Source organism: Syntrophaceae bacterium, from assembly GCA_013177825.1.
Classification (GTDB): Bacteria; Desulfobacterota; Syntrophia; order Syntrophales; family PHBD01; genus PHBD01.
Genome location: JABLXX010000006.1, coordinates 78,973 through 104,711, shown reverse-complemented (window position 1 = coordinate 104,711; position 25,739 = coordinate 78,973). Strand labels below are relative to the sequence as shown.

Annotated in this window: 20 protein-coding genes; 8 read left to right on the top strand and 12 right to left on the bottom strand. The window is 60.9% G+C overall.

Annotated features, from left to right (window positions below; genetic code table 11):
- Window positions 1-70: 70 nt before the first annotated feature.
- The 5 genes from tolQ (at window position 71) to HPY65_13375 (ending at window position 4,069) form a co-directional block, all read left to right on the top strand.
- Window positions 71-799, top strand: coding sequence for a protein TolQ (gene tolQ / locus HPY65_13395; protein ID NPU85465.1), 729 nt, complete (start codon window positions 71-73; stop codon window positions 797-799).
- Between the two features lie 46 nt (window positions 800-845).
- Window positions 846-1,229 carry a protein TolR gene (locus HPY65_13390; GenBank protein NPU85464.1) on the top strand — a complete coding sequence of 128 codons (384 nt, stop codon included), beginning with the start codon at window positions 846-848 and terminating at the stop codon, window positions 1,227-1,229.
- Window positions 1,226-1,972 (top strand): TonB C-terminal domain-containing protein, encoded by a 747-nt coding sequence (locus HPY65_13385; GenBank protein NPU85463.1) that lies wholly within the window; start codon window positions 1,226-1,228, stop codon window positions 1,970-1,972. The genes HPY65_13390 and HPY65_13385 overlap by 4 nt, the downstream gene beginning before the upstream one ends.
- A 90-nt stretch (window positions 1,973-2,062) precedes the next feature.
- The gene (gene tolB / locus HPY65_13380) at window positions 2,063-3,301 is read left to right on the top strand and encodes a Tol-Pal system beta propeller repeat protein TolB (GenBank protein NPU85462.1); all 1,239 of its coding nucleotides are present in this window, start codon (window positions 2,063-2,065) and stop codon (window positions 3,299-3,301) included.
- A gap of 36 nt (window positions 3,302-3,337) precedes the next feature.
- Entirely contained in the window at window positions 3,338-4,069 is a 732-nt protein-coding gene (locus HPY65_13375) for a sulfite exporter TauE/SafE family protein (protein ID NPU85461.1), read from the top strand.
- Between the two features lie 38 nt (window positions 4,070-4,107).
- Here HPY65_13375 and HPY65_13370 read toward each other — a convergent pair whose 3' ends face one another.
- Together HPY65_13370 and mnmG are read right to left on the bottom strand one after the other, a co-directional pair.
- Entirely contained in the window at window positions 4,108-5,070 is a 963-nt protein-coding gene (locus HPY65_13370) for a phosphotransferase (GenBank protein ID NPU85460.1), read from the bottom strand.
- Window positions 5,045-6,943, bottom strand: a complete 1,899-nt coding sequence (mnmG, locus tag HPY65_13365; GenBank protein ID NPU85459.1) for a tRNA uridine-5-carboxymethylaminomethyl(34) synthesis enzyme MnmG — start codon at window positions 6,941-6,943, stop codon at window positions 5,045-5,047. Before mnmG ends, HPY65_13370 begins: the two co-directional genes overlap by 26 nt.
- Before the next feature lie 404 nt (window positions 6,944-7,347).
- On the opposite strand from mnmG, the gene HPY65_13360 reads away from it, so the two are divergent.
- The 3 genes from HPY65_13360 to ppsA all read left to right on the top strand — a co-directional run bounded on the left by HPY65_13360 (window position 7,348) and on the right by ppsA (window position 11,940).
- Entirely contained in the window at window positions 7,348-7,722 is a 375-nt protein-coding gene (locus HPY65_13360; protein ID NPU85458.1) for an ATP synthase F0 subunit C, read from the top strand.
- A gap of 39 nt (window positions 7,723-7,761) precedes the next feature.
- A complete protein-coding gene (locus HPY65_13355) occupies window positions 7,762-9,063 on the top strand; it encodes a cache domain-containing protein (GenBank protein NPU85457.1) in 1,302 nt (433 codons plus the stop codon).
- Between the two features lie 462 nt (window positions 9,064-9,525).
- The gene (gene ppsA / locus HPY65_13350; protein ID NPU85456.1) at window positions 9,526-11,940 is read left to right on the top strand and encodes a phosphoenolpyruvate synthase; all 2,415 of its coding nucleotides are present in this window, start codon (window positions 9,526-9,528) and stop codon (window positions 11,938-11,940) included.
- A 243-nt stretch (window positions 11,941-12,183) separates the two neighbouring features.
- On the opposite strand, the gene HPY65_13345 is transcribed toward ppsA, so the two are convergent.
- The 10 genes from HPY65_13345 to HPY65_13300 form a co-directional block, all read right to left on the bottom strand.
- Window positions 12,184-13,332, bottom strand: a complete 1,149-nt coding sequence (locus HPY65_13345; protein NPU85455.1) for an acyl-CoA dehydrogenase — start codon at window positions 13,330-13,332, stop codon at window positions 12,184-12,186.
- A 104-nt stretch (window positions 13,333-13,436) separates the two neighbouring features.
- The gene (locus HPY65_13340; GenBank protein NPU85454.1) at window positions 13,437-14,219 is read right to left on the bottom strand and encodes a crotonase; all 783 of its coding nucleotides are present in this window, start codon (window positions 14,217-14,219) and stop codon (window positions 13,437-13,439) included.
- A gap of 94 nt (window positions 14,220-14,313) precedes the next feature.
- Complete coding sequence (locus tag HPY65_13335) at window positions 14,314-15,603, bottom strand: acetyl-CoA C-acetyltransferase (protein NPU85453.1); 1,290 nt, start codon at window positions 15,601-15,603, stop codon at window positions 14,314-14,316.
- A gap of 63 nt (window positions 15,604-15,666) precedes the next feature.
- Window positions 15,667-17,127: a long-chain fatty acid--CoA ligase gene (locus HPY65_13330; GenBank protein NPU85452.1), complete on the bottom strand. Its 1,461-nt coding sequence runs from the start codon at window positions 17,125-17,127 to the stop codon at window positions 15,667-15,669.
- Between the two features lie 227 nt (window positions 17,128-17,354).
- Window positions 17,355-18,725, bottom strand: a complete 1,371-nt coding sequence (locus HPY65_13325; GenBank protein ID NPU85451.1) for a hypothetical protein — start codon at window positions 18,723-18,725, stop codon at window positions 17,355-17,357.
- Window positions 18,726-18,804: 79 nt separating this feature from the next.
- Entirely contained in the window at window positions 18,805-19,536 is a 732-nt protein-coding gene (locus HPY65_13320; GenBank protein NPU85450.1) for an outer membrane lipoprotein-sorting protein, read from the bottom strand.
- A gap of 24 nt (window positions 19,537-19,560) precedes the next feature.
- Entirely contained in the window at window positions 19,561-20,799 is a 1,239-nt protein-coding gene (locus tag HPY65_13315; protein ID NPU85449.1) for an ABC transporter permease, read from the bottom strand.
- Entirely contained in the window at window positions 20,792-21,496 is a 705-nt protein-coding gene (locus HPY65_13310) for an ABC transporter ATP-binding protein (GenBank protein ID NPU85448.1), read from the bottom strand. The genes HPY65_13315 and HPY65_13310 overlap by 8 nt, the downstream gene beginning before the upstream one ends.
- A gap of 246 nt (window positions 21,497-21,742) precedes the next feature.
- Window positions 21,743-22,570: a phosphoribosylformylglycinamidine synthase subunit PurQ gene (locus tag HPY65_13305; GenBank protein ID NPU85447.1), complete on the bottom strand. Its 828-nt coding sequence runs from the start codon at window positions 22,568-22,570 to the stop codon at window positions 21,743-21,745.
- A 56-nt stretch (window positions 22,571-22,626) separates the two neighbouring features.
- On the bottom strand, window positions 22,627-25,605 hold the full coding sequence (locus HPY65_13300; GenBank protein ID NPU85446.1) for a phosphoribosylformylglycinamidine synthase: 2,979 nt from the start codon (window positions 25,603-25,605) through the stop codon (window positions 22,627-22,629).
- Between the last annotated feature and the right edge of the window lie 134 nt (window positions 25,606-25,739).

The following is a 25,739-nucleotide window of genomic DNA, read 5'->3' as shown; positions in this document are numbered from 1 at the left end:
CCGCCCTTGACAAGGGGGCGAAATTCCATTACGGTCCATCCAGTTTCAAATACCCTTTCAGGAGCATCCCATGTCCCCTGTCGCCGCCGCTGCGGGAAGTTCTTTTCATGGCAGCCTTCTCGGAATGATCCTGGGCGCGGGACTGATGGTCCAGTTTGTCCTCGTCCTCCTGCTCGTGTTCTCCGTTGTGTCGTGGGCCATCATTTTCATGAAGTACCGCCAGTTCAGGAAAGTAAAAAGGGATAACGAGGCCTTCCTGGAGGCCTACGGCCGAAGCAACCGCCTTTCTGAGGTTTACCCGGTGGCAAAAAATCATGCCGATTCCACCCTGGCCGGTGTTTTCATGTCGGGATATGAGGAATTGAGCCGGGTCGGCCGGATGAGTTCCGATTCGCCGGGTTCCGAGGCGTCATCCGTTTCGATCGAGCGCCGCGGCGTGGATCACGTGGAGCGCGCCCTGAGCCAGGCCCTTGGCATGGAGGGTGCGAAGCTGGAAGGCGCCATCGGATTCCTGGCCACGACCGGGAGCGCCAGCCCTTTCATCGGTCTTTTCGGCACCGTCTGGGGAATCATGGACACCTTCAAGGGGATCGGCGCCCGCGGATCGGCGACGCTGGCCGTGGTCGCACCGGGCATTTCGGAGGCCCTCATCGCCACGGCGGCCGGGCTGGCGGCAGCCATCCCGGCGGTTATTTTTTACAATTATTACGTGAACCGTGTTCACGGCATGACCCAGGATATGGAGCATTTCGCCTCCGAGTTCCTGAACCTGGTGGACCGTCATTCAGGGAGATCCTGATTCCGTGATGAACCGTTTCCGAAGGACCGCCTCCGACCACAAGCCCATGGCGGAAATCAATGTGACGCCGCTCGTGGACGTGGTCCTGGTGCTCCTCATCATCTTCATGGTGACGGCCCCGATGCTCCAGATGGGCATTGACGTCAACCTTCCCCAGGTCAAGTCGAAAAGCGTCGACGTAACGGAGGAAAAGCTCGTCCTGACGATCCGGAGCAACCAGGAGATCGTTCTCAACCGGACCCGCGTGACCCTGGTGGAATTGAGCGACAAGCTTGAGGCCATTTTCGCCAACCGGATCGACCGGGACGTCTATCTGCGGGCGGACAAGACCGTGCCTTACGGATTCGTCGTGCAGGTCATGGCGGCGGTGAGAAAGGGCGGCGTCGACAAACTCGGCATGATCACCGAACCCCCGGAGGAGGAGCGATGACATCCGCCGGGCTCTTCCGACCGCATCAGCACGGGGGGAGCAGCCTGAACCGCATGATCCTCTTTTCCGGATTCCTGCATGTCCTCGTCCTTGTCCTTCTGGTCTCCCTCGGTCCCATCTCTTCCCCCACGCGGCTCACGTTCGGTCCCGTCTATTCCGTTTCCCTCGTCAGCATGGCGGACACGGTTCTCAAATCTCCAGGTCCGGATCTGACCCGGGAGGTTCTGGGCGTCGCCAAGCCGGATCACTCGACGGTCCTCAGGAAGGAGCCGGTCGCCCTTTCAAGGAAGACGGCGAAACCGGCTAAGCAGCAGGCAGTCCTGGACCGAAGAATCGAAGAGCTCCGCCGGAAAGTGGAGCAGACGGAACGGTCGACATCCCCGTCCAAGCCGGCGATGACGGCCCGCTTCTCGTCTTCTTCCAGCCAGATGTCCGAGGCCGATCTGAACAATCGCATGGGCGTTTATTATGCCGTCCTCTGGAACCGGATCCGCAATCAGTGGGCCCTCCCGGCGGACCTGACGAAAGGGCAGACCCTGGAGGCAATTGTCCAGGCCCGCATTCTCCGCAGCGGAGAGATTACCGGGCTGGACTTTGAAAAACGGTCCGGCAACCGATATTTTGACGATTCGGCCCTGAAGGCAGTGCAGAAAGCATCCCCCTTCCCCCCCCTTCCGGAATGGATTCCCGACCGGGTGGTCGAGGTCGGCATCCGGTTTCATTCGTCCCAACTGAAAAGGTGAGCCATGCCTGAAGCGGTACGAACCCAGGTCTGCAGATTCCGTGTCTTTTTTTTCGTGATGTTCCTCCTGCTCCTTCCACCGGGGCCGGCCTTGGCGAAGGTCTATCTGGACATCGATTCGCCCGCCTTCCAGAAGTTTCCCATCGCCGTGACGGATTTCCAGTCCAGGACGAGCGGTCCCGGATCGGAAGGCCTGTCGCAAGGCTTGGCGGACCGGCTGGGGCACTATCTGGATGTAACGGGATTCTTTAACGTCATTTCCCGGAAGGCTTTCCTGGAGGATCCCCGGAAAGCGGGCATTCTGCCGGGAACGTTCCGGTTTGACGACTGGTCCGCCATCGGCTCCGAGTTCCTGGTCAAGGGTTCCTTTGCCGTCACCGGAACGGAGCTCGACATCGAGGCCCGTCTCTTCGACGTCGTCAAAGGGGAGGTCCTGGTCGCCAAGGGTTACAAGGGACGCAAGGACAAGCCTGAGGAACTGCTCCGGCGTTTTGCTTCGGACATTCTCATGGCCCTCACGGGAGAGGGGGGAGTGTTCGATACGAAGATCGCCTTCGTCATGAAGTCGAAGGGGAAGGGTGATATCTATTCAGTCCTTTTCGACGGGACGGAACGTCAGCGGCTCACGAGCCACCAGAGCATCCTCTATGCACCGCGCTGGTCTCCCGACGGCCGGATGCTGGCCTTCACCTCCTACAAGGACGGTACGCCGGACCTGTATGTACAGGACCTGGCAACCAGAAGAATCAGGAAGCTTATCGATTACGGTGGGATCAACCTGGCCGGCTCCTGGTCCCCCGACGGGCGCCGGCTGCTTGTTACCCTGAGCAAGGACGGCAACGAGGAGATTTATGTTCTGGACACGTCATCCTATCAGCTTCGCAGGCTGACCTTCAGCGCCTCCATCGATATCTCGCCCGCCTGGTCACCCGACGGCACCCGGATCGCCTTCGTCTCCAACCGGGGCGGCTCCCCCCAGATCTACCTGATGAATACCGACGGAAGCAACGTCCGTCGGCTCACATTCGAGGGGAATTATAACACGTCGCCGTCCTGGTCTCCCCGGGGCAAGCGTCTTGCGTTCGAAGGCATGGCCGGCGGCCGGTTCCAGATCTTCACCATCGACGAAGACGGATCCAACCTGCTGCAGCTCACATTCGACCGGGACGACAACGAGTCCCCCACCTGGTCACCCGATGGCCGTTACATCGTTTACAGCTCCCGCCGGGGAGGGGGGCGGATCCAGGTGATGAACGTCAACGGGACGAACGTCCGGACGCTCCAGGATGGAGGTGCGACTTCGCCGTCCTGGTCGCCGCGACTGAAGTGACCGGATGAATGCAACTCCCCGCGGAACCGGATCATCATGCCGCCTGACACCATCTTCTGGATCCTTCTGATCGCCTTTTTCGCCGGGCTGGTTCAAGGATTCACCGGCTTCGGCTCGGTCCTCCTGTCGCTGCCGCTGGTCATGCTCTGGCTGGACGTGCGGATGGCGGTCCCAGTGACCAGCCTCTTCGGCGCGCTCCTGACGGTCGGGCTCACCATTCCCCTCCGGCGCTACCTGGACTGGCGGAAGGTTCTTCCTCTCCTCCTGGGCAGCCTTCCCGGCATTCCCCTCGGCGTCATGCTTCTTGTCCACCTGCATGCCCTCTGGATCCAGCGGTTTGTCGGGCTTGTCCTTCTGCTTTACAGCCTCTGGGGCTTTTTCCTGGCTTCGCCGAACACCCGGGAGCTGCGGGGGGCATGGCCCTACGGATTCGGTTTTCTGGGGGGATTGTTCGGCGGGGCGATCAGCGCCTCCGGACCGCCCGTCATCGTTTACGTCACGCTCCAGCCCTGGAGCAAGGACGTCCTCAAGGCGACCCTGCAGGGCTTTTTCCTGTTTTCGGGGATCGTGGTCATCCTGTTCCAGGCGAGGGAAGGACTGATGACGGAGCCGGTGCTCAAGCTCTTCCTGTACTCCATCATACCCATCCTGACGGGCACCTGGCTGGGACACGTCCTTTACGGCAGACTCGGAGAGCGCTCGTATCGCAGCGTGGTGTTCGCCATGCTGGGCCTCCTGGGGATCTTCACGCTGTTCCGGTCGCTGTAGCCGGCAACGGTCGGAACCGCCCCGGCGCAGTCGCCGATTCAGCGTGGAAGCTCCCAGGCCTCCCGGAGGAGCGATTCTTCCGACAGGAGCAGGTCCATGTAGTCCAGCTCCAGCCGTGCCATCTCCATATCCCGTCCGCGAAGCCACTCGGACAGCCATAGGAAGCGAACCGCCAGGACCAGTTCGAAGAGGACGGACAGGCTGGCCGGCGACAGGAGATTCTCCCGGCGGATTCCGGCGAGAAACGCCGGGATGAAGGAGCCCGTCAGGGCCTGGGGATCCTCCATGCCGATGCATCCCATGAGGAGGGCCGCATCGAAGGCCTCCGTTTTGGGACCGCAGAACTCCCAGTCGATCACGGATTTCAGGGTCCGTTGCGACCAGATGGCGTTGAGGGGGTGGAAGTCGCCATGGCAGAAGGCCGAGGGCAGGCGCGCGAGAACGGGGAAGAGGCGTTCCCGCAGCCTTAAAACGGCGGAACTCAGCTCCGGCAGGATGGCGGGGTCACGGCGGCGGATTCGCTCCAGGAGATCTCCGACGAAGGTTTCCAGGGAAAACGGCAGGCCCTGGATTTCCGGAGGCAGGGAATGAGCTGCCCGGCGGAGGCCGGCGAGAAAGGTTCCCAGGGCCTCTCCCCGCCAGGCTTCGCGGGCGTAGCCGGGCCGCTCCGGGAAGTCTCCATCCAGAAAAGGCCGGAGCATCCGGCAGCTTCCCTTTCCGCAGGCAATCCACGAGCCGCAGCGATCCCGGAGATAGGGATGGACTGATTTCAGGCCGGAGAAGCTCAGACGGTCCAGGATCTCCGCCTGGCGCTCCTTCTGCGTGACCGCTCCGGCTGCGACCTCCTCGAGAATCCAGAGGCTGCCGTTCTCGTCTTCAAGGACCAGGCGCGACAGGACGCGTTCGGGGCTGCCCGCGACGATAAGATCGGGCCGGCTCCGCCTCGGACGGAGTCCCCATGGGGTAGTGTCGGGATCAGGGGCGGGCGGCTGGGTCGTCACGGCGGTCTGTGGGTGGCCCCTTCATTTTCTTTATGATGATCAGGATGGAAGCGAGGGCCGACTGGGTCATCCCGGGAATCCGTCCCGCCTGGGCAATGGTCGCTGGGGCTATGGCCTTCAGTTTTCCCCGGAGTTCGTTGGACAGGCCCGGAACGTTTTCATAGTCCATCGAAGGCGGGATGGCCTTCTCCTCCTGGGCCTTCATCTTCTCGACGGCCTCGCGCTGACGCCGGATGTACCCCTCGTACTTCGCTTCGATCTCGATCTGCCCCTTGACCATCCGGTCCGGGATCGCTTCCCAGCCGTCGAAGACGGACAGGCCGTCATAGCCGATTTCCTCCCGCTTGAGGAGATCGAAGAGAGTGGCCGGGTTCCGAAGGGGGGACGACCCGAGAGCCTGGAGCTTGCGTGCGCTCTCTTCCACGGGGTATATCTTGATCGACGTCAGACGTTTCATCCCGGACTCGATCTGCCGGACCCTTTCCCGGAGGTCGCGGTAAACGTCGGACGGCACCAGGCCGAGCTCGTGCCCCTTTCCCATCAGGCGGATGGCGGCGTTGTCCTCCCGCAGGAGCAGCCGGTATTCCGCCCGAGAGGTGAACATCCGATACGGTTCGTCCACCCCCCGTGTGACCAAGTCGTCCATCAGCACGCCCATATAGGCCTCTGAGCGCCTGAGGATGAAGGGCTCCCGTCCCTGAACGGCGCAGGCGGCGTTGATCCCGGCCCACAGGCCCTGGGCGGCGGCTTCCTCGTATCCGGACGTCCCATTGATCTGCCCGGCTAGGTAGAGTCCCCGGAGCCGCTTTGTCTCAAGGGTTGGCTGAAGCTGGGTGGGCTGGATGAAATCGTATTCGATGGCGTAGGCGTAGCGCATGATCTCCGCCGCCTCGAGCCCGGGGACGCTGTGAACGATCCGCTCCTGGAGATGCGGCGGCATCGAATTGCCGAGCCCCTTTGCATACACTTCTTCCGTGTCGAGCCCCTCGAACTCGAGGACCACAGGGTGGCTCTCCCGGTTGGAAAAGCGGACGATCTTGTCCTCGAGGGAGGGGCAGTAGCGGGCGCCGACACCCTGGATGGACCCGGAATAAAGAGGGGACAGGCGGATGTTGTCTGCGATGATCCGGCGCGTCTCTTCCGTTGTGGCCGTAAAGTAAGAGGGGAGGCGCTCCTTCCGCAGCGTTTCCGTCGTGTAGGAGAAAGCCTCCGGTTCCGGGTCGCTGTCCTGTCGGGCGAGACGGGAGAAATCGATGGATGACGCCCGAAGCCGGGGGGGCGTTCCCGTTTTCATCCGGCCCGTTTCAAAGCCTTGGGATTTCAAGTGTTCCGCAAGTTCCAGCGAGGCGATCTCCCCGGCCCGGCCAGCGGAAAAACGGGCGGTACCGATGTGGATGAGGCCGTTCAGAAAGGTGCCGGTGGTAATGACGACGGCACGCCCCGCATAGGAGACACCGGCCTGGTCGATGACGCCGGTTACGCGGTCCCCTTCCACCCGCAGGGCCGTGACCAGCGATTGACGGAGGTGGACGCGTCTTTCCCGCTCCACAACCGCCTTCATGGCCAGCCGGTAGAGCTGCTTGTCGCACTGAAACCGGGAAGAACGGACGGCGGGTCCCTTGGAAGCGTTCAGGAGACGGAAATGCACCGCCGTGCGGTCCGCGATGCGTCCCATCTCGCCCCCGAGGGCGTCGATTTCCTTGACAAGCTGGCCCTTCGCCAGCCCGCCGATGGCGGGGTTACAGGACATCAGGGCCACGGAATCCAGGTTGATGTTGAACAGCAGAGTCTCACAGCCCATCCGGGCTGCTGCCAGGGCGGCTTCACAGCCTGCATGACCACTGCCGATCACGATGATGTCATATTCCTGCATGGTTTTCTCCGTCTGCCGGGGCCTCCGTTTCGCATCCGGCGGCGGTTGTCCCGGAAGGCAGCCATCGTAGCGAATTGCAGGAGATGCTGTCAACGGGTTCCCCTTGATTTCACCGATTCCTGGAACATGCACATCACAACGTTCAACGTTTCGTTTCATCGGGGATGCCGGTTGAACGGTTCGTTCAACCAACGTGCGCTCGATGGGGAGGCGACATCCCGACCAGAATCTTTTTTCTGAATGTTATTCCAGGTGTTTGCAAGTCACGTGATGGGTTTGTAAGGATGTGGTACAGCCGTTGCTTGCAACACGGCGGATCGAAAAACCTCTTTCCCCTGGCGAAAGAATCATGTTAAGGGCAGAGGTACAAAATTACTCACCAAAGGAAGAAAGGAGAATCCAAGATGTTCGGGAAATTCGGGAAGAAACTGTTAACACTCATCGCAACGGTGGCAGCTCTTGTTGTGTCATCTCCGGCGGTCTGGGCCGCAGAAGCGATTCCATCGGGCGATAACTACACGAAGGTCCTCTTCGCCGCCGCGGCCATGCTGGCGGCGGGTATCGGCGTCGGCCTCGGTGCCATCGGCGCCGGTGCGGGTATCGGTAATGCAGCGAACGGCGCCTGTATGGCCGTCGGCCGGAACCCCGGCGTTCAGGGCAAGATCATGACGACCATGCTGGTTGGTATGGCCATGGCCGAGTCCTGCGTCATTTATGCTCTGGTTATCGGACTGGTGATCCTGTACGCGAACCCCTTTGCAGCGCTCATCATGAAGTAATGCTGCTTCTGCAAAAAATCCATTTCTCAGGAGAGGATGATGTCAGAAAAGAACAATGACAAGCAGTTCTTCTCTGTCGGTAAGATCTTCTTCCTGCTGGTCGTGATCCCTCTGTCCCTCATGGCAATTCTTATCGCCAACGGGATCTTCAAGGTGGGGGACATGGCGAGGCAAGGAGCCATGACGGTCCTTGACCAGAAGGCGCAGGAGGAGATCAAGACGCGCGCCATCAGCGTTGCAGAGGAGGTTGCCAGTTTTCTGAAGGAACGGGAAAAGGACGTTCTGGTCGCCACGATCATCCCGCCGACGGAAGGTGCCTACAGGGACTTCATGGCGAAAAACACCGGGGCTCTCTGGGTAAAGAAGGACGGCCAGATCATCCGGGTCTCCGAGCCTCTGTACACGGAGATGGCGTTTATCGATAATTCGGGCAACGAGACGATCCGGATTTCCGGGGGCAAGGTAGTGCCGAGGGCGAATCTGAAGAATGTGGCCAACCCGGCGGGCACGACCTATAAATCAGAGGATTATTTTGCCAAGGCGAAGGCTTTGGCCCGCGGCGAGGTTTACGTATCCCATCCTGCCGGATGGTACGTGAACAAGCAGGATTTCGCCAAGGGCAAGCGGTTCGATGGTGTCATCCGCTTTGCGACGCCCGTTTTCGACAAGTCGGGTGCGAGCGGTGTGGTGGAACTGGCGCTGGATATGCGTCACGTGATGAAGTTCACCGACAACGTCATTCCCACCCAGTCGGGCTATGTTCTTGAAGCGGATGCCGCGACAGGGAACTACGCCTTTATGGTGGATAACCGCGGGCTGATCATTTCGCATCCCAATGATTTCCATATCGCCGGTTTGAACGAGGACGGCACGCCGGTGGCGCCGCTGACAGCGGACAATCAGGCCGCCTTGACGAAGAAGGGCGAAGAAGTCCTGGATCTGAACCAGTTGGCCTTCATGGATCCCAATCTCCCGGCCATTGCCAAGGATGCCGCGGCAGGGAATGCGGGTATGAAACAGTATAAATTTGCCGGCCTCGATAAGTTCGTGGCTTACGCGCCGATCAAATACTATGCCTCGTCCTATCCCAAACCCGCCGGGTTCGGATGGATCGGCATGGGCGTCGATGTCGGGAAGTACAATGAGTACGCATCAGCGGCAGCCAAGAAAATCCAGTCGGAGACGAAAGCCTGGACGACGACGATCGTCATCATCATTATCGCCTCCGTCATTCTCCTTTTCCTTATCATGGCACTGCTGACCAGGGGAATTTCCAGGTCCATCGCCTCGGAGGTTCCGGCCGGTTCGGAGTCAATCGTATTCGATGACGACGACGATTGATCCGGAGGGCAGAATAAAAAAGAGAAGGCCGGCTGCAAGCCGGCCTTTTTTATTGCATCCAGTCTGTCCGTTCTGCAGGGCTGAATGAAACCGGGATGGGAAAAAGAAACGCGGCGGCATGGGCCAGGCATCTGAAGGCACGTGCCGGTGCCGGGATTCCAGCCATCGCGATTCGGCTTTTCCTGAATCTTTCCCTCCAGGATGATTCTGTCTTAGTAGGAATCCGTATTGATCTTGCAGTGGTGTGTAGGCCCTTTCCCAAAGGCTTTTCTTATCTTTCCATTTGACTCAATCCAACAAAATTGATAGTGAAAATGCGCAATCCGCAGGAAAGCAAACAGTGACCTATCCGGCCCGACCATTCTTTAGAAGAATTCCCTGCACAACACCTGTCGGTGCAGAGGGCTCCCCTCATATCGCCCTTCACCGCCGAGGTCTCACAATACCAAGAGGAGGTTTTGCATGAAAGACAACAAACTGGTTATGTGGTTCGACGAACTGGAACTGGACGATATTCCTCAGGTCGGCGGGAAAAACGCCTCCCTCGGCGAGATGCGCCGGGAACTCATCTCCAAAGGAGTCAGCATCCCGGATGGATATGCGATTACGGCCGATGCTTACCGGTATCTCCTGCAGTCGGCAGGAATTACTCAGAAGATGGGAGAAATCCTGGGAGACCTGGATACCCATGACATGCAGAACCTCTCTGACAGGGGAAAGAAGCTCCGCAGCCTGATCTATTCGGCGGAGCTGCCGGCGGACCTGAAGGAAGCCATTCTCCATGCATACAAGAAACTCTGTGAGGAATATGGAGAGGACACCGATGTGGCCGTCCGGAGTTCCGCCACGGCGGAGGATCTGCCGGACGCCAGTTTTGCCGGGCAGCAGGAGACATACCTAAACGTCCGCGGCGAGACTCAGTTGCTTGACGCCTGCAAGCGCTGCTTCGCGTCCCTCTTCACCGACCGCGCCATCAGCTACCGCGTCGACAAGGGATTCGACCACATGTCCATCGCCCTCTCCATCGGAGTGCAGAAAATGGTCCGGTCGGACCTCGCTGCCTCGGGTGTCATCTTTTCCATCGATACCGAATCGGGCTTTCGGAACGCCATCCTTATCACCGGTGCCTACGGTCTCGGCGAGACCGTCGTCCAGGGAACCGTCAATCCCGACGAGTTCTTCGTCTTCAAGCCCACCCTGAAACTGGGAGCCCGTCCCATCCTCCAGAAGAAGCTGGGTGCAAAGGAAATCAAGATGATCTACGCCACCGGCAAGAGCGAGGAGGGTACCAAGACTGTCCCCGTTCCGTCGGAGGAGCGGCAGCGTTTCTGCCTGAACGACGACGAGATCCTGACACTGGCCCGCTGGACGGCTATCATCGAGGACCACTATTCCCAGAAGGCGGGCTTCTTCAAGCCCATGGACATTGAATGGGGAAAGGACGGCGTTTCGGGAGGGCTGTTCATCCTTCAGGCCCGACCGGAGACGGTCCAGTCCCAGAAAGACGATGCGGTTCTGGAGACATTCATTCTCAAGGAAACGAAAACACCCATTGTGACGGGAACGGCCGTGGGGTCCAAGATCGGCGCCGGTCCCGTGCATATTATTGAAAATGTGAGTGATATCAAGACGTTTAAAAAGGGAGAAGTGCTGGTCACGGACATGACGGACCCGGACTGGGAGCCCATCATGAAGATCGCAGCGGCCATTGTAACGAACAAGGGAGGCCGGACATGCCATGCCGCCATCGTCAGCCGGGAACTCGGCGTTCCCTGTATCGTCGGCAGCGGCACAGGTACGGCGGCCCTCCATGGGGTGAAGGAGGCTACGGTCTCCTGCGCCGAGGGAGAGGTTGGAAAGGTTTACGAGGGGCTGCTCAAATTCGACGTCCAGAGGATGAACATCCAGAACATGCAGCGTCCCAAGACCCAGATCATGATGAACGTCGGTAACCCCGACGACGCCTTCAGCCTTGCCGCCATCCCCAACGACGGCATCGGGCTGGCCCGGCTTGAGTTCATCATCAACCAGTTCATCCGCATCCACCCCATGGCGCTCATCAAGTTCGACAGCGTTACGGATCCGGACATCCGCAAGGAGATTACGGGTCTGACCCATGGCTATCCGAACATGCCGGACTTCTTCGTCGACAAGCTGGCCCAGGGAGTGGCTAAGATCGGTGCGGCTTTTTGGCCCAACGACGTCATCGTCCGGATGAGCGATTTCAAGAGCAATGAATACGCGAACCTGATCGGCGGATCCTTCTTTGAATATGAGGAGGAGAACCCCATGATCGGCTTCCGGGGGGCTTCCCGCTATTACGACGAGCGCTATCGCGAGGCCTTTGCCCTGGAGTGCGAGGCCATGAAGAAGGTCCGCAACGAAATGGGAATCACGAACGTGAAGCTCATGATTCCCTTCTGCCGTACCGTGGAGGAGGGAAAACGGGTCATCCAGGTTATGGCCGACAAGGGACTGGTCCAGGGAGAAAACGGACTGGAACTTTATATGATGGTGGAGATTCCCAGCAACGTCATCCTCATCGAAGAATTCGGCAAGATCTTCGACGGTTTCTCCATCGGCTCCAATGACTTGACCCAGTTGACCCTCGGGCTGGACCGCGATTCGGCCCTGGTCAGCCACATCTTTGACGAGCGGAACCAGGCCGTGATGGACCTGGTGCGGATCGCCATCACCAAGTCCCGGAAGATGGGAAAGAAGATCGGCATCTGCGGGCAGGCCCCGAGCGACTACCCGGAATTCGCAAAGTTCCTCGTCGAGTGCGGGATTTCCAGCATTTCCCTCAACTCCGACACCGTCATCAAGACGACCCTGGAAATCCTGGAGACGGAGAAGGCGTTGGGTATCACGAAGTAATCACTGTGGACCAGGCGGGAATTTCCGTCTGATCTCGATCCGGAGGGGTCCCGGCTGCAAGGCAGGGGCCCCTTTCCTTATGTTGAAATCCTTTTCCCATGTGCGCCCCCGCGGATGGATGGTTACGTCGGGGCACTCATTGTCCCTTTCTCCCCCAGGGAGGAAAGGATCCGCTCATTAATTGACGAAAAAGGGGGTGAGCGTTTCCGCTCACCCCCTCGGTCAAGCTCTATTCAGGGATCGTTACCGCATGCTCAGGAGCTTGCGGGAGATGACCACCCGCTGGATTTCATTCGTTCCCTCATAAATCTGGCAGATCTTCGCATCGCGCATGTGCCGTTCCGCCGGATATTCCTTGCAGTATCCGTAACCGCCGAAGATCTGGACACCTTCGATGGCGGCCTTCATGGCCACGTCGGAGGCATACATCTTGGCCATGGCGGATTCCTTCTCATAGTCCAGGTGGTTGTCTTCCATCCAGGCGGCCCGGAGGAGCAGGAGCTCCGCCGCGTCGAGTTCCGTCGCCATGTCGGCCAGCTTGAACTGAATGGCCTGGAAGGTGGAGATAGGCTTGCCGAACTGCACCCTCTCCTTGGCGTAGTTCAGGGCGTCTTCCAGGGCGGCCTTGCCGATGCCGCAGGCCTGGGATCCGATGCCGATGCGACCGCAGTCAAGACCCATCAGCATCTGTTTGAATCCCTGGCCGACCTTGCCAAGCAGGTTTTCAGCCGGAACCTCTGCATCCTCAAAGACCAGTTCGGCCGTGCCGGAGGCCAGAATGCCCATCTTCTCTTCGATCTTGCCGAGGGAGAACCCCTTCGTGTTTTTCAGATCGACGATCAGATTGATGACTGCTTTGTAGCCCTTCGTCGAATCCGTTGTGCAGGCCAGGACGCAGTACTGGGCGACGTTGCCGTTGGTGATGAATCGCTTGGTACCATTGAGAACGTACTTGTCGCCTTTCAGCTCGGCCTTGCAGGCAAGCGCACCGGCATCGGAGCCGGCACCCGCTTCCGTCAGCGCGTAGCAGCCCTCGACCTTTCCGCTTGCCACGGGGGTCAGGTACTTTAACTTTTGTTCTTCCGTCCCGAAGGTATTCACGGGGAAGCCATAGAGCGAGTTGTTCACGGAGACGATCACGCCGCAGCTCGCGCATGCTTTGGAAATAGCGATCATGGCGTGGACATACGTCACTGTGTCCATGCCGGCCCCGCCGTACTCGACGGGAATGGCAACGCCCATGATGCCCATCGCGCCGAGCTTGCGGCAGATCTCCTCGGGATGCCGGTGGGTGTGGTCCAGCTCCGCGGCGATCGGCTTGATTTCCGTTTCGGCGAACCGGGTTACCTGGTCCTTCACCATCTGTTGTTCTTCTGTCAGACCGAAATTCATGATGCCCCCCCTTTCAGAAATGTGGTTGAAAAAATAGCGGATCGCACCGGCGGTTCCGCGCGGTCCCCCCTGGACCGCATAGGACCGACGCCTGCGTTTGCCTGTCAGCAGCCCTTGAAGTTGGGTTTCCGCTTCTCCAGGAAGGCCCCCATTCCTTCCTTTTGATCGTCGGTGCTGAAACACTGGGCGCAGCATTCCATTTCCAGGCGGTTGGCATTGTCCAGGGAGAGGTCATAGCCAAAGTTCATGGAGTGCTTGGCCATTTTAAGGGCGAAGCCCGGGAGCCGGGCCATTTTTGCCGCGAACTTCTTGGCCGCCGGCAGAAGCTCCTCGGCGGGATAGATACGGTTCACGAGGCCGATTTCGTAGGCCCGCTGGGCGTCGATCTGGTCCCCGCCCATCACCAATTCCTTCGCGCGCCCAAGTCCGATCAGCCGGGACAGCCTCTGGGTTCCCCCCCACCCGGGGATGAGTCCGATCAGAATCTCCGGCTGGCCGAAGCGCGCCTTGTCGGAGGCGAAGCGCATGTCACAGGCCATGGAGATCTCCGTGCCGCCGCCGAGGGCGAAACCGTTGACCGCCGCGATGGAAGGCTTGGGCAGCGTCTCGATCAGGCGGAGCGTCTCGTGTCCAAGCTCCATGAAAGCCAGGGCCTGCTGGGGCCTGAGGTTTTGCATTTCCGAGATGTCCGCACCGGCTACAAAGGCCCGGTCCCCGGAGCCCGTCAGGATCAGGGCCTTGACGGCGTCGTCGTTCTTGCAGATGGTCGCCGCCTGGTAGAGCTCCGACATGGTCTCGGAGTTCATGGCGTTGAGTGCCTTGGGCCGGTTGAAGGTGATCGTCGCGACCCCTTCCTCCACCTGGAAAATGAGGTTCTTGAACTCCATCGGACTGCCTCCTTTCTGGATTCGCTTCCCCCGTGTCTGTAGAAGGCCGGCACCCCCCGATTGAACCGGGGAGTGCCGGTGGAATGACGGATGGCTAGACGCTTTCGAGGACAATGGCCATGCCCTGACCGCCGCCGATGCACAGCGACGCCAGTCCGAGCGGAACGTTCCGCTTCTTCATCTGCATGGCCAGTGTGTAGGTGATGCGGGCGCCGGTGCATCCGATGGGATGGCCGATGGAGATCCCGCTGCCGTTCAAATTGGTGATGCTGAGGTCCACGCCCAGTTCCTTGACACAGCCCAGGGCCTGGCAGGCGAAGGCCTCGTTCAACTCAATGAGGCCGATGTCCTTCATAGTAAGGTTCAGTTTCTTGAAGAGCTTTCTCACCGCCGGGATAGGACCGAGACCCATGTACGCCGGATCGACGCCGCCGGAGGCCCAGCCCTTGATCTTGACCAGGGGCTTCAGGCCCAGTTCCTTGGCCTTTTCGGCACTCATGACCAGCACGGCCGCAGCTCCGTCGTTGATACCCGAGGCGTTCCCCGCCGTGACGGATCCGTCTTTCTTGAAGACCGGCGCCAGCTTGGCCATCTTCTCCAGGGTCGTGTCCATGGGCCGCTCGTCAACGTTGAAGATCTTCGGATCGCCCTTTCTCTGGGGAATGATGATGGGGACGATCTCGTCGGCCACGGCCCCGCTGGCGATCGCCGCCCGGGCGCGCCGGTGGCTCTCGTAGGCCAGTTCATCCTGCTCCTGGCGGGTGATCCCGTACTTGGCGGCGATGTTCTCCGCCGTGAAGCCCATGTGGTATCCGTTGAAGATCTCCCAGAGGCCGTCATGGACCATCAGGTCCGTGATCTTGCCATAGGGCATGTTCATCCGGAAGCCCCAGCGGGCGTCGGCAACGGCATAGGGGACGTTGCTCATGTTCTCCATGCCGCCGGCAAGGACGATGTCTGCGTCGCCCGTCATGACGGACTGAGCCGCCAGGGCGATGGCCTTCATCCCCGATGCGCAGACCTTCTGGACGGTGAATACGTTCGATTCCTCCGGCAGGCCGGCGAAGATGGCCGACTGGCGGGCCGGGTTCTGGCCCACGCCGGCGTTCAGGACGTTCCCCATGATGACCTCGTCAATGTAGACGGGGGTGAGGGAACTGTCGTAGTCATAGCCCTTTTTCTGGACGTCCGTCATGTCGAAGTCGCCGAAGACATCGGGGCGGCAGGACTTGATGAAGTCGCTGACGGCCGGCCGGAGACCCGCCCGCTTGATGGTCTCTTTCATGACCACCTTGCCCAGTTCCACCACGGAGACCCCCTTGAGGGATCCACCAAACTCGCCCACGGCGGTTCTGGCGCCACTTACGATTACCGCATCTCTCATGTTACTCCTTCCTCCTCTCTCAAGGATGTGAAATATTCCGGCGGGGACGAATCCCCGTATCGTTCATGCCTCGTCGATGGCCTCGACGAATTCGATCTCCCGGGGGTGTTTGTAGTTGGAAAGATAGGTCCGGCAATGGCGGAGGATGTCCTTCTCGCCGGCCGTCGCACCCGGCTTCAGCACGATGCTGGCCTTCACGATCTCGCCGCGCATCAGATCCTGCTTGCCCGTGATCTTTGCCTGCCTGACGGCCGGGTGCATCTCCAGGACCAGCTCGATCTCCCGGGGGTAGACATTGAAACCGCTGGTGATGACCATCCGCTTTGCGTGGCCCGTCAGGAAAATATATCCGTCCCCGTCCATGGTTCCCAGGTCGCTTGTATGGAGCCAGCCGTCCCGGATGACCTCGGCGGTCCGGGTCGAGTCCTTGTAGTATCCCTTCATGACGTTTGGGCCCCGGACAATGAGTTCCCCCACTTGCCCCCGGGGCACCTCCCGCCCGTCCTTGTCGACGATCTTTGCCTGCAGGCCGGGGATCACCGTGCCAATGGAACCGGGCCGGTGGGGCCGGTCGATGCGGCTGAGCGTGCAGATCGGGGAGGCCTCCGTGAGACCGTATCCTTCGACCAGCTTGACCTTGAATTTGGACTCGAAAGCGGTGAAAACGTCAGGCGGAATGGCAGCACCGCCGGTGATGCAGAAGCGGAGCGAGCTTACATCGTAGCTGTCCGCCTTGTCATGAAAGATCATTCCCAGAAAAAGCCGGGGCACGCCTGTGATGTAGGTGACTTTTTCCCGTTCGATGGCGGTGAAGATGCCGTCCAGGGTGAAGCGGTCCATGAGGACGATGCTGGCTCCGGTCCTGAGCGGTGCAAGCATGTTGGCGACGGCTCCGAAGGAGTGGAAGAAAGGGATGATTGCCAGGCAACGGTCTTCCTCCGTGCCGGCAACCTCCGATGCCAGAAGGCCCGTCTGGCTCTGCAGGTTGCCGTGGGTGAGCACCGCCCCCACGGGCCTGCCGGTCAGTCCCGAGGTGTAGATCATAACCGCGGAATCGTCGTCTCCAATGGCGGGAATCGGGAAATCGTCCCCTCCCTTCGACACGAGTGTACTCCAGGCATAGGGAGAATCGGCACTGTCGGTGACCAGAAGGTGCCGGCAGAGCGGCATTTCATCCCGGATCTCTTCGAATCGTCTTGCCGCCGAGGCCGTGGTGATAAAGGCTTTGGAATCGCTGTTGCCCAGGAGGTGTCGAAGCTCGAAGGCGGTGGACATGACGTTGAGCGTGACCGCGACGGCGCCGAGCTTTTGGGCGGCAAGGTAGGCGATGACGAATTCGGGGATGTTGGGGAGCAGGATGGCGACCTTGTCGTCTTTGCCGATTCCCAGATCCCGAAGACCGCCGGCGAGGGCGTTGACAGCCCGGTTCAGATCCCGATAGGTAAGGTTATTGCCGTCATGGATGAGGGCAATCCGTTCGGTGAAACGTCTGGTACTTTCCTCCAGCATGTGGCCGAGGTCCATGGTTTGCCGCTCTCTCTCTCGCTTGGAATGCCGATACCCTTAACATCGGAAGGGTTTTTTTTCAATGAATTTATGGGTTCCGTGAGTCGCAATAAAGCGTTGTAATATTTAATAGTTAGAGTGTCTTAATGAACGGCCGGGGGGCTCCGGGCAAGGGGTCCCGCACGCCATCACGGAGCGCTTCAAGCCCGGATCGGGCGCATGTGATCAAAGCACGGCGGTATTCCCTAAAACGAGTATCCCGCCCGGAACTCGATGCGCCAGCGGTTCTGTTTCTCGCCGAACTCGCTGTCGGGACCCCCGTACAGAAAACTGGCCTTGAGCCTCAATTCCAGGTTCGTTATCCTTGTGTACACGGCCTCCGGCGAGACCGTATATCCCCCGTCGTTCAGGTTGGCCATGACGGTCAGAGCGGGCGTGAAGTAGAGGATGTCGAAGGGTTCCTTCTGGACGATCCGCAGGTACAGGTAGTCCCTCATCGGGTTGGGCCGGCCATACGTTCCATCCGCTGTCAGAAGAGCCCGCTGGAGAATGCCATCGCTTCCACCGGCCAGGTACGTCCGCCACCCCCGGTTGACGAATGCATAGAATCCTTTCATTTCCTCAGCCGTGTATCCCGTCCCGCTGTGGTAATACTCGGCGATGATCGTCGTGTCCCGGGTCGTGAGGTAGCGGAGGCCGATGAGGCCGCTGAAGGCGTTATATGTTTCCGTCTCGGTAGACCCGGCCGCGTCGATCCTGGTTTTCGCATGATCCCGGATCCAGGCGAATTCTCCGTGGATCTCGAAGTTGCTCGTCCAGTTCCGGGAGAAGTCGAACCCGAAGCGGGTGGTGCGGCTGCCGTCGGCCAGGACCATCAGGTCGATGTCCGTGTCGTACAGCAGGAGATAGAGCTTGCCTGCAACATTGATCCGGGCGGCGGCTCCGAACTCGTCGTTCACATGGTCATGGACGGGAAGCACGACGGGGGAGAAAGAAACGGTCTTCAGCGGCCCGTCGAAACTCCGGATCCAGTCGGCCGTGAGGACGATGTAACCCTCCATGGGGAGTTCCGGATCGTCGGGATCCTTCGGTCGGTCCAGGAAAGCGGCCGGATTCCAGGCATAACCCTTTCCCCACTTGAGATTCTTCTTGCCGGCGTCAATTTTGAAGGAAGCGGAGGGGCGGAGGGAACCGTACCCCTCGTAGATGCTCGTTTTTTCGGTCTCCCCTGTGTACGAGCGTCGATAGTCCGTGTTGGTTCTCATGTACAGGCGGGCAATGCCTTTCTCATAACTCCCTTCCAACTGCAACCGGCCATTGTACTCGTCGACGGCGTCTCCCTCGTGCCGGTTGTAGAAGCGAAGCTTGTAGAATGCCCCGTCGGGATTGAGGCGGTATCGGACCGGCCGGACCTCGGCGTAGCCTCCGATGTGCCAGGATTTTTTTTCGATTTCCGAAAGGTCGAAGGAATAAGACTCGTCCGCAGCTCGGGCAGCGGGTGCCAGGGTAAGGAGGACCCACAGGAGCAGTGCGCCTGCAAGACACGGGCGTCCGCCGTTCCTGCGAAGGGATCCCCGGCTGTGCCAGTCCGGAGTCCCCGGTTGTGCGGGCTTCATGTTTGCCTCCCGGGGCAGGCTCGGCCGCGGTCGGGTCCGCGGCCAAATGCACGAAACCGGGTCATTCGTCCATCGGTCCCTATCGGAGCGAATCGATGTTCGGCATGTGAGTGAGGGTGAAGACCTCGTCTTTGAACGTCCGCTTGCGAATCTTCGCATAGATCATGATGGACCGGTAGCCCTTGTAGAGGGGGCTGTCCGTCTCGACCACCGAGGGCCTCACGAGCCCGCCGCCGAACTCCTTCGGGTCTTTGAAGTAGAGGGTTTTGATGAGCATCCCCGCCTCGGTGAGGCACTCGATCCGGATTGGAACCTTGCGATTCCGGTCGACCTGCATGCGTAGCTGGTCATAGGCGACCTCCCGGGTCTTCGCCTTGAGGTGCAGCAGGTACCCCCCGTCCTTGTCCGTGACGGATTTCACGTCGTACTCGGCACTGTAGTCGAGGTTCAGGATGTCGGCATTGTTGAACACGCCCCCAACCACGGACTGGAGGCTGGTGATACGGATCGGCTTGCCCACACTGGGGATATAGAGCCACATGTTGTCGCCCAGCCGGAGAGTGCTGCGGCCCTTTTCGCTGGCCGGGGCGAGGAAGAGGGCGGCCACCTTGTCGGCTCCCTTCTTGACGGAAAAGAGGGTGAACTCCTTCTTTTTTCCATCGGGTTCCACGTTGATCAGCTTCCGGTACATTTCGTAGGACTCGGGGTTCAGGTTCCGGTCCACCTGCTTCAGCAGAGCCGGGCCGTCCAGGGCGAAGGCCGGCAGGGCGAACAGAAGGACCAGAGACGTGAGCAGCAACTTGTGCAGCATGAGGTTCCTCCTTTTCTTTTCCGGTCAGACGTGGCGCAGCGCCTCGATCGGCTCCATCCGTGAGGCCTTCCAGGCGGGCTGCAGGCTCGCTGCCACGGAGACGAGGATGACGGTGACGGATATGGTCAGAAGGTCTCCCGGCCGGAGGGATACCGCCAGGACAAGTCCCTTCTGCTGGCCGAAGTCGAAGGTGAGCCGGGAAAGATTGAGGATCCACAGGAGCAGGCTCCCTGTGATGCAGCCGACGACGGCCCCCAGGATGCCAAGGCAGAAGCCCTCGAAGAGAAACAGGGAGAGGATCCGGCCGGGAAGGGTGCCGATGGCCGCCATGGTGCCGATCTCCCGGACCCGCTCGTAAACGGCCATGATCATGACGTTCATGATGCTGATCAGGACAATGGCAATGAGCATGAGCTTGATGAAGAAAGTCATGACGTCGATCATCCGGGCGACGTTGAAAAAGGGCGAGAGGGCCTCCCAGGTGTGGACCTCGAACAGGGGCTTCCCCTGTTGATTCTTTTCCCCTGCAAGAAGACCGGAAAGCCTGTTGTGAACGTCCGACAGGCGCCCGAAATCCTTCAGCCGTACGGCGATCTCGCTGATTTCGGGCTCCCGCATCCGCAGGGTTTCCACGGCGTCGTCCAGGTGGATGTAACCGTCCCGTCCCCCCGGGCCGGTTACGCCCTCGAGGATTCCCGCGACAATGAACTGCCTGCCGTTGACGGAGCCGTCCTGGTTTGTCGCCACGACGACCACCGGGTCCCCGACCTTGATGCCCATCCCGCGGGCGAGGAGGGCCGGCAGGAGCATCTCCCCCTTCCCGAGGGCCTTTTTCCCCTCAATGATCCGGGAGGGAAGCAGGGGCACCGTTTTGAATTCCCGTTCCGGGATGACCCCATTGAGACGGATGTTGGTCGTTTCGGTGAAGTTGCTGAACATGCCCCCGAACTTGATCCGCGGAGAATAGGTCTCCACACCGGGCATCCCATCGAGGGCCTCCGACACTTTGCGGACCTCCGGCGGCTTCAGGTTGAGATTCAGGGGAAGATTGTCGATGGAGGCAACGTAGCCATGCCGGTGGATCTGGAGATGGCCGAGCATCGAATCGGTGATCTGGCCTATCATCATGGCCTTGAAGGAGCCGGAGACAGACAGGAAAACAAGGACAAAGACCACTCCGATGGTGATGAGAGACGCCGTCAGCAGGGTTCGGCGGCGGTACCGCAGGAGGTTCCGGACGGCCATCTTGAAGAGATTAACCATGGTTCCGACCTCCCTTTTCCTGGACCTCCCGGAGGGCGCCGTCCTCCAGCCAGAAGAGAATCTCCGCCTCGCCGACGATCTTCTGGTCGTGGGTGGAGAAGATGAACGTCGTCTGGCGTTCGTCCCGCATGCGTTTCATGAGATCGATGACGGCGTAGGCCGTTGCCGAGTCCAGATTCGCCGTCGGTTCGTCCGCCAGGACAAGCCGGGGGTTCGTTACCAGCGCCCGGGCAATGGCCGCCCGCTGTTTCTGGCCCCCCGAGAGCTGGTCCGGGTACTTGTCCCGCTGATCCGCCATCCCCACGGCCTCCAGGAGCGTCCCGATCTGTTCCCGCCGCTCCCGTTCCGGCACGTTCTGGACCATCATCAGGGGGTACTCGACGTTCTCGTGAACAGTCAGCACGGGGATGAGGTTGAAGTCCTGGAAGATGAAGCCGATGTGATTTCCCCGAAAGCGGGCGCTTTCCTTCATGTCGAGGGCCGTTACGTCCGTTCCGGCGACGGTCAGGCTTCCCCCGCTGGGCTTGTCCAGGCAGCCGACGATGTTCAGGATGGTGGTCTTCCCGCTCCCGGAGGGACCGACGAAGGAGACGAAAGAAGCGGGCTCGATCCGGAAGGACACCCCCCGAAGGGCATGGACGGTAACTTCCCCGGTCCGGTAGTCCTTCGCCAGATTCTCGGCGGTGATGAGGCTCATGGCAGGGCTCCTTTCAGGACGCCGTCATTACGAAAGAGGATGATGATTCCAGTTGCCGGGCAGCCCGTGTGCGACGGCACGGTTTTCGGGCGCGAGCTGATTCAAATTAGCCGAAAGGGTTCAGAAAAAAAAGAGTTTTGTTCCCGCTGCGGGCCCGGGTTTGCCGTCGAGCCGGGAGGCCGGATTGCCTGTCCGATCCAGGGCCCTCACGGCCCGGGGCGCTGTTTTCAATTTCCGTTGCGATTGTCAGAGCGACTCGCGCCGGAGAAACTCCACGGCGTTTCGGAACAGGGCGAGGCCCATCCCCTCCTCCGGGAGTTCCTCCCGGGTCCAGCGGGGATGGTTCGTCCGGTGGAGGTAGGCCTCCGGGTGGGGCATCAGGCCGAAGATGCGGCCCGTCTCGTTGCAGATGCCGGCGACGGCCCCGACGGAGCCGTTGGGATTGAGCGGATAGTCCATCGTCGCTTCCCGGAAATCCGGCGTGCAGTAGCGGACGACGATCTGCCCCTGTTTCTCGAGCCTCTCACAGACGCCGTCCCCGGCGGGGATGAACTTCCCCTCGCCGTGGCGGACGGGAAGATAGAGGCCGTCCAGGCCCCGGGTGAAGACGCAAGGAGATTCCGGGTTGACCTTCAGGGATACCCATCGGTCCTCGAAGCGCCCGGAATCGTTGAAGGAGAGCGTGGCCGTCTGAGTGCGGTGATCGCCGTCGAATCCCGGGAGCATGCCCAGTTTCACCTGGAGCTGGAAGCCGTTGCAGACCCCGAGGATGAGCTTGCCGGCACGGATGAACCGGTCGAACTGGTCGAAGAGTCTTTCCTTCGTCCCCCGGACCGGGGCGTGGAGGATCCGGTTCGCTCCGGCCTTGGCGGAACCCAGGTCGTCGCCGTCGAGGAACCCTCCCGGCAGGTTCAGGAAGTCATAGTCGTCGAGTTTCCTCTCTCCGCAGAGCAGCTCGCTGATATGGACGATGTCCGTGACGTCCGAGCCCGCCAGCCGGCAGGCGTGGGCCATTTCCCGCTCGCAGTTCGTGCCGTTTCCCGTGATGACGATGGATCTCACCGGTTTCGCCATGCCTTGAATCCCCTTGCCGAGATGTTTCTCGTGTCGCGTCCGGATTCTGTCCCGGATCAGAAATGGAGCGGCGCCTGCCAGGCAGCCTTCAATGCGCCGATGTCCTCCTCCAGGAGCGTTCCTCCCGACCGTCCCTTCACCTTCAGGATGCCGTCGCTCCGGACGGCGCCGATGCAGCCGAAGGCGCATCCTTCCAGGGTCGCTTCAAAGGCCTGTCGGTTCTCCGGGGAGACGGTGGCGATGAAACGGCTCGGTGTCTCCGAAAACAGGAGGTGATCGTCCCGGTCGACGTCCCGGGCGGGGACGAGTCCCAAGTCCACGTCCATCCCGAGCCCGCCGGCGAAGGCCGTCTCCGCCAGGGCCACCCCGAGGCCGCCGTCGGCGCAGTCGTGGCAGGAGGCCACGCGGCCTTCCAGGATTGCCCGGTGCAGGGCTTCATAGAGGACCTGGGCCCGGGGGGCGTTCACTTTTGGGACGCTGTTCCCGACGGCATGGTGAAGGGCGTACCACTCGGAGCCACCCAGTTCGGGATACGTCTCCCCGAGGACGTACACGAGGTCGCCGGGCCGCTTCGCGTCCATCGTGACGGCCTTCCGCACGTCCTCGATCTTCCCGATGGTGGAGAACAGGAGTGTCGGCGGAATGGATATTTTCGTGTCTCCGATGAGGTAGTCGTTCTTCATGCTGTCCTTGCCGGAGATGCAGGGAACGCCGTAGACGAGCGTGCAGTCGTAGAGCGCCTGGTTGGCCCGGACGAGCTGGGCCAGCTTGTATTCCCCGTCGGGCGTCTTCTCCGACTGGACCGGGTCGCACCAGCAGAAGTTGTCGAGCCCCGCCAGGTGATCCAGGGAAGCGCCGACGGCGACGGCGTTGCGGACGCCTTCGTCGATGGCGCAGGCCGCCATGTCGTACGTGTCGATGTCGCTGTAGCGGGGGCAGATGCCGTGGGCCACGACGATGCCCTCGAAGGAGTCGAGGAGAGGCCGGATTACGGCGGCGTCGCCGGGGCCGTCATTGGCAGCGCCCACGAGGGGCTTCAGGACGCTCCCCCCCTGGACCTCGTGATCGTATTGGCGGACCACCGATTCCTTGCTGCAGATGTTGAGGCGCGAGAGCATCCGCTTCAGGGCGTCTCCGTAGTCGGCCGGTTCCGGGATCTCCGGATCCGGGTGCTGCGGCGGGATCCAGCGGGCCGTGAGGTTCATCCTGGGAAGCCCTTCGTGGAGGAAATCCATGTCCAGGAAGGTCACGGTCTTCCCGCCGTAGAGAACGTGGAATTTCCCCGAGTCGGTGTAGCGGCCCAGGACGGTGGCCTCCGTGTCCATTTTTTTCGCCAGTTCCAGGAATGAGTCGATCTTTGCGGGATCCACTGCCAGAGTCATCCGTTCCTGGGACTCGGAAATGAGGATTTCCCAAGGATTGAGACCGGCGTATTTCAGGGGAGCCTTCTTCAGGTCCAGCTCGCATCCGCCGGCCAGGCGCGCCGTCTCGCCGACGGAGGAGGAAAGGCCGCCGGCGCCATTGTCGGTGATGCAGCGGTACAACCCCCGGTCCCGGGCAATGAGCAGGAAATCGGTCATTTTTTTCTGGGTGATGGGATCGCCGATCTGCACCGCCGTGACAGGCGAGTCCTCGTGCAGCTCCTCGGAGGAGAAGGTGGCGCCGTGGATGCCGTCCTTGCCGATGCGGCCGCCGGTCATGACGATCCAGTCGCCGGGGAGGATCTCTTTCGTGTGGGTGGGCTCGCCGCCGAGCTCGGCCGGCATGATCCCCGCCGTTCCGCAGTAGACCAGGGGCTTCCCGAGGAACCGGTCGTCGAAGACGAGGGATCCGTTCACCGTCGGGATGCCGCTCTTGTTGCCGCCGTGCTCCACGCCTTCCCGGACGCCCTCGTAGATCCGCCGCGGATGGAGGATCCGTGCCGGCAGGGGCTTGTCGTAGCCGGGAGGGGCGAAGCAGAAGACGTCGGTGTTGAAGATCAGCCGGGCGCCCCGGCCGGTGCCGAAGGGGTCCCGGTTGACGCCGACGATGCCTGTCAGGGCGCCGCCATAGGGATCCAGCGCGGAGGGGGAGTTGTGGGTCTCCACCTTGAAGACGAGGCTGTGGTCGTCGTTGAAGCGGATCACGCCGGCGTTGTCGGAGAAGACCGAGAGGCACCAGTCTTTCTCCCCCATGCGTCTCCGGATTTCCTTCGTGGAGCCCTTGATGAAGGTGTCGAAGAGGGAAACGACCGTCTTCTCATCCCCCTGCTCGTCGATGTAGCGGATTTCGGCGTTGAAGATCTTGTGTTTGCAGTGCTCCGACCAGGTCTGGGCGAGGCATTCCAGCTCCGCGTCGGTCATGGCCGGCCCGAGGCCCACTCGCCGCCGGGCCTCCAGGACGGCGGGGTCCTTCAGGTAGTCCCGGAGGATCTTCATCTCCTCCAGGGTCAGGGCGAGGACCCGCTCGGCGCTGATCCGGAGGAGGGTTGCGTCGTCCGTGTCGAGGTCGATCTCCTCCACCTGGGGATCGTCGATCCCGGCGACCCGGGGAACATGGGCCGCCATGCCGGCGCTGGCATTCCAGGATGCCCCGTCCACGATCTCGTAACGCTCGATGAGGTCGTTCGCCAGGAGGCTCGATGCAATCCGTTCGGTGTCACGGCGGTCGAGCGGGCCGCTGAGGAGATACTGCCTGGAGGTGTAGACCCGGGGGAAGGCCTCCGTCTTCCTGCCGAAGAGGAGGGCCAGGGCCTCCCGGGCCGTCTTGCCGACGTTGTCCGTGACGCCGGGCCGGAAACCCACCTCGATGAGCCAGTCGAAACGGTCCGCCAGGCCCCGGTCGACCGCATAATGCTGGATCACCGGGTCGGAGAGGGGACCGGAGGCGGACGCCTCCAGCGCTTCCGGTGCCAGGTCCCCGTCGATGGTGTAGACCTCCACCGTCCGGACGGTGTCCACGTTCAGGTTCAGGTGTTCGATGATTCGCCGCCGGATCTTTTCGCCCAGGGCGTCCCGCAATCCTTCCTTGAAGCCGATCTCGATTCTGTGGGGCATGGTCTCTCCCGTTGGTCTTCCTGAAGCCGGATTCTTCCATATCAGAAAGGCCGCTTTCAACGCAACGGATTCACCGTCGCGCGGCGTCCGAATCATGCGGAAAAGGGAATAATTACAAATTTGTTCCCTTTGTC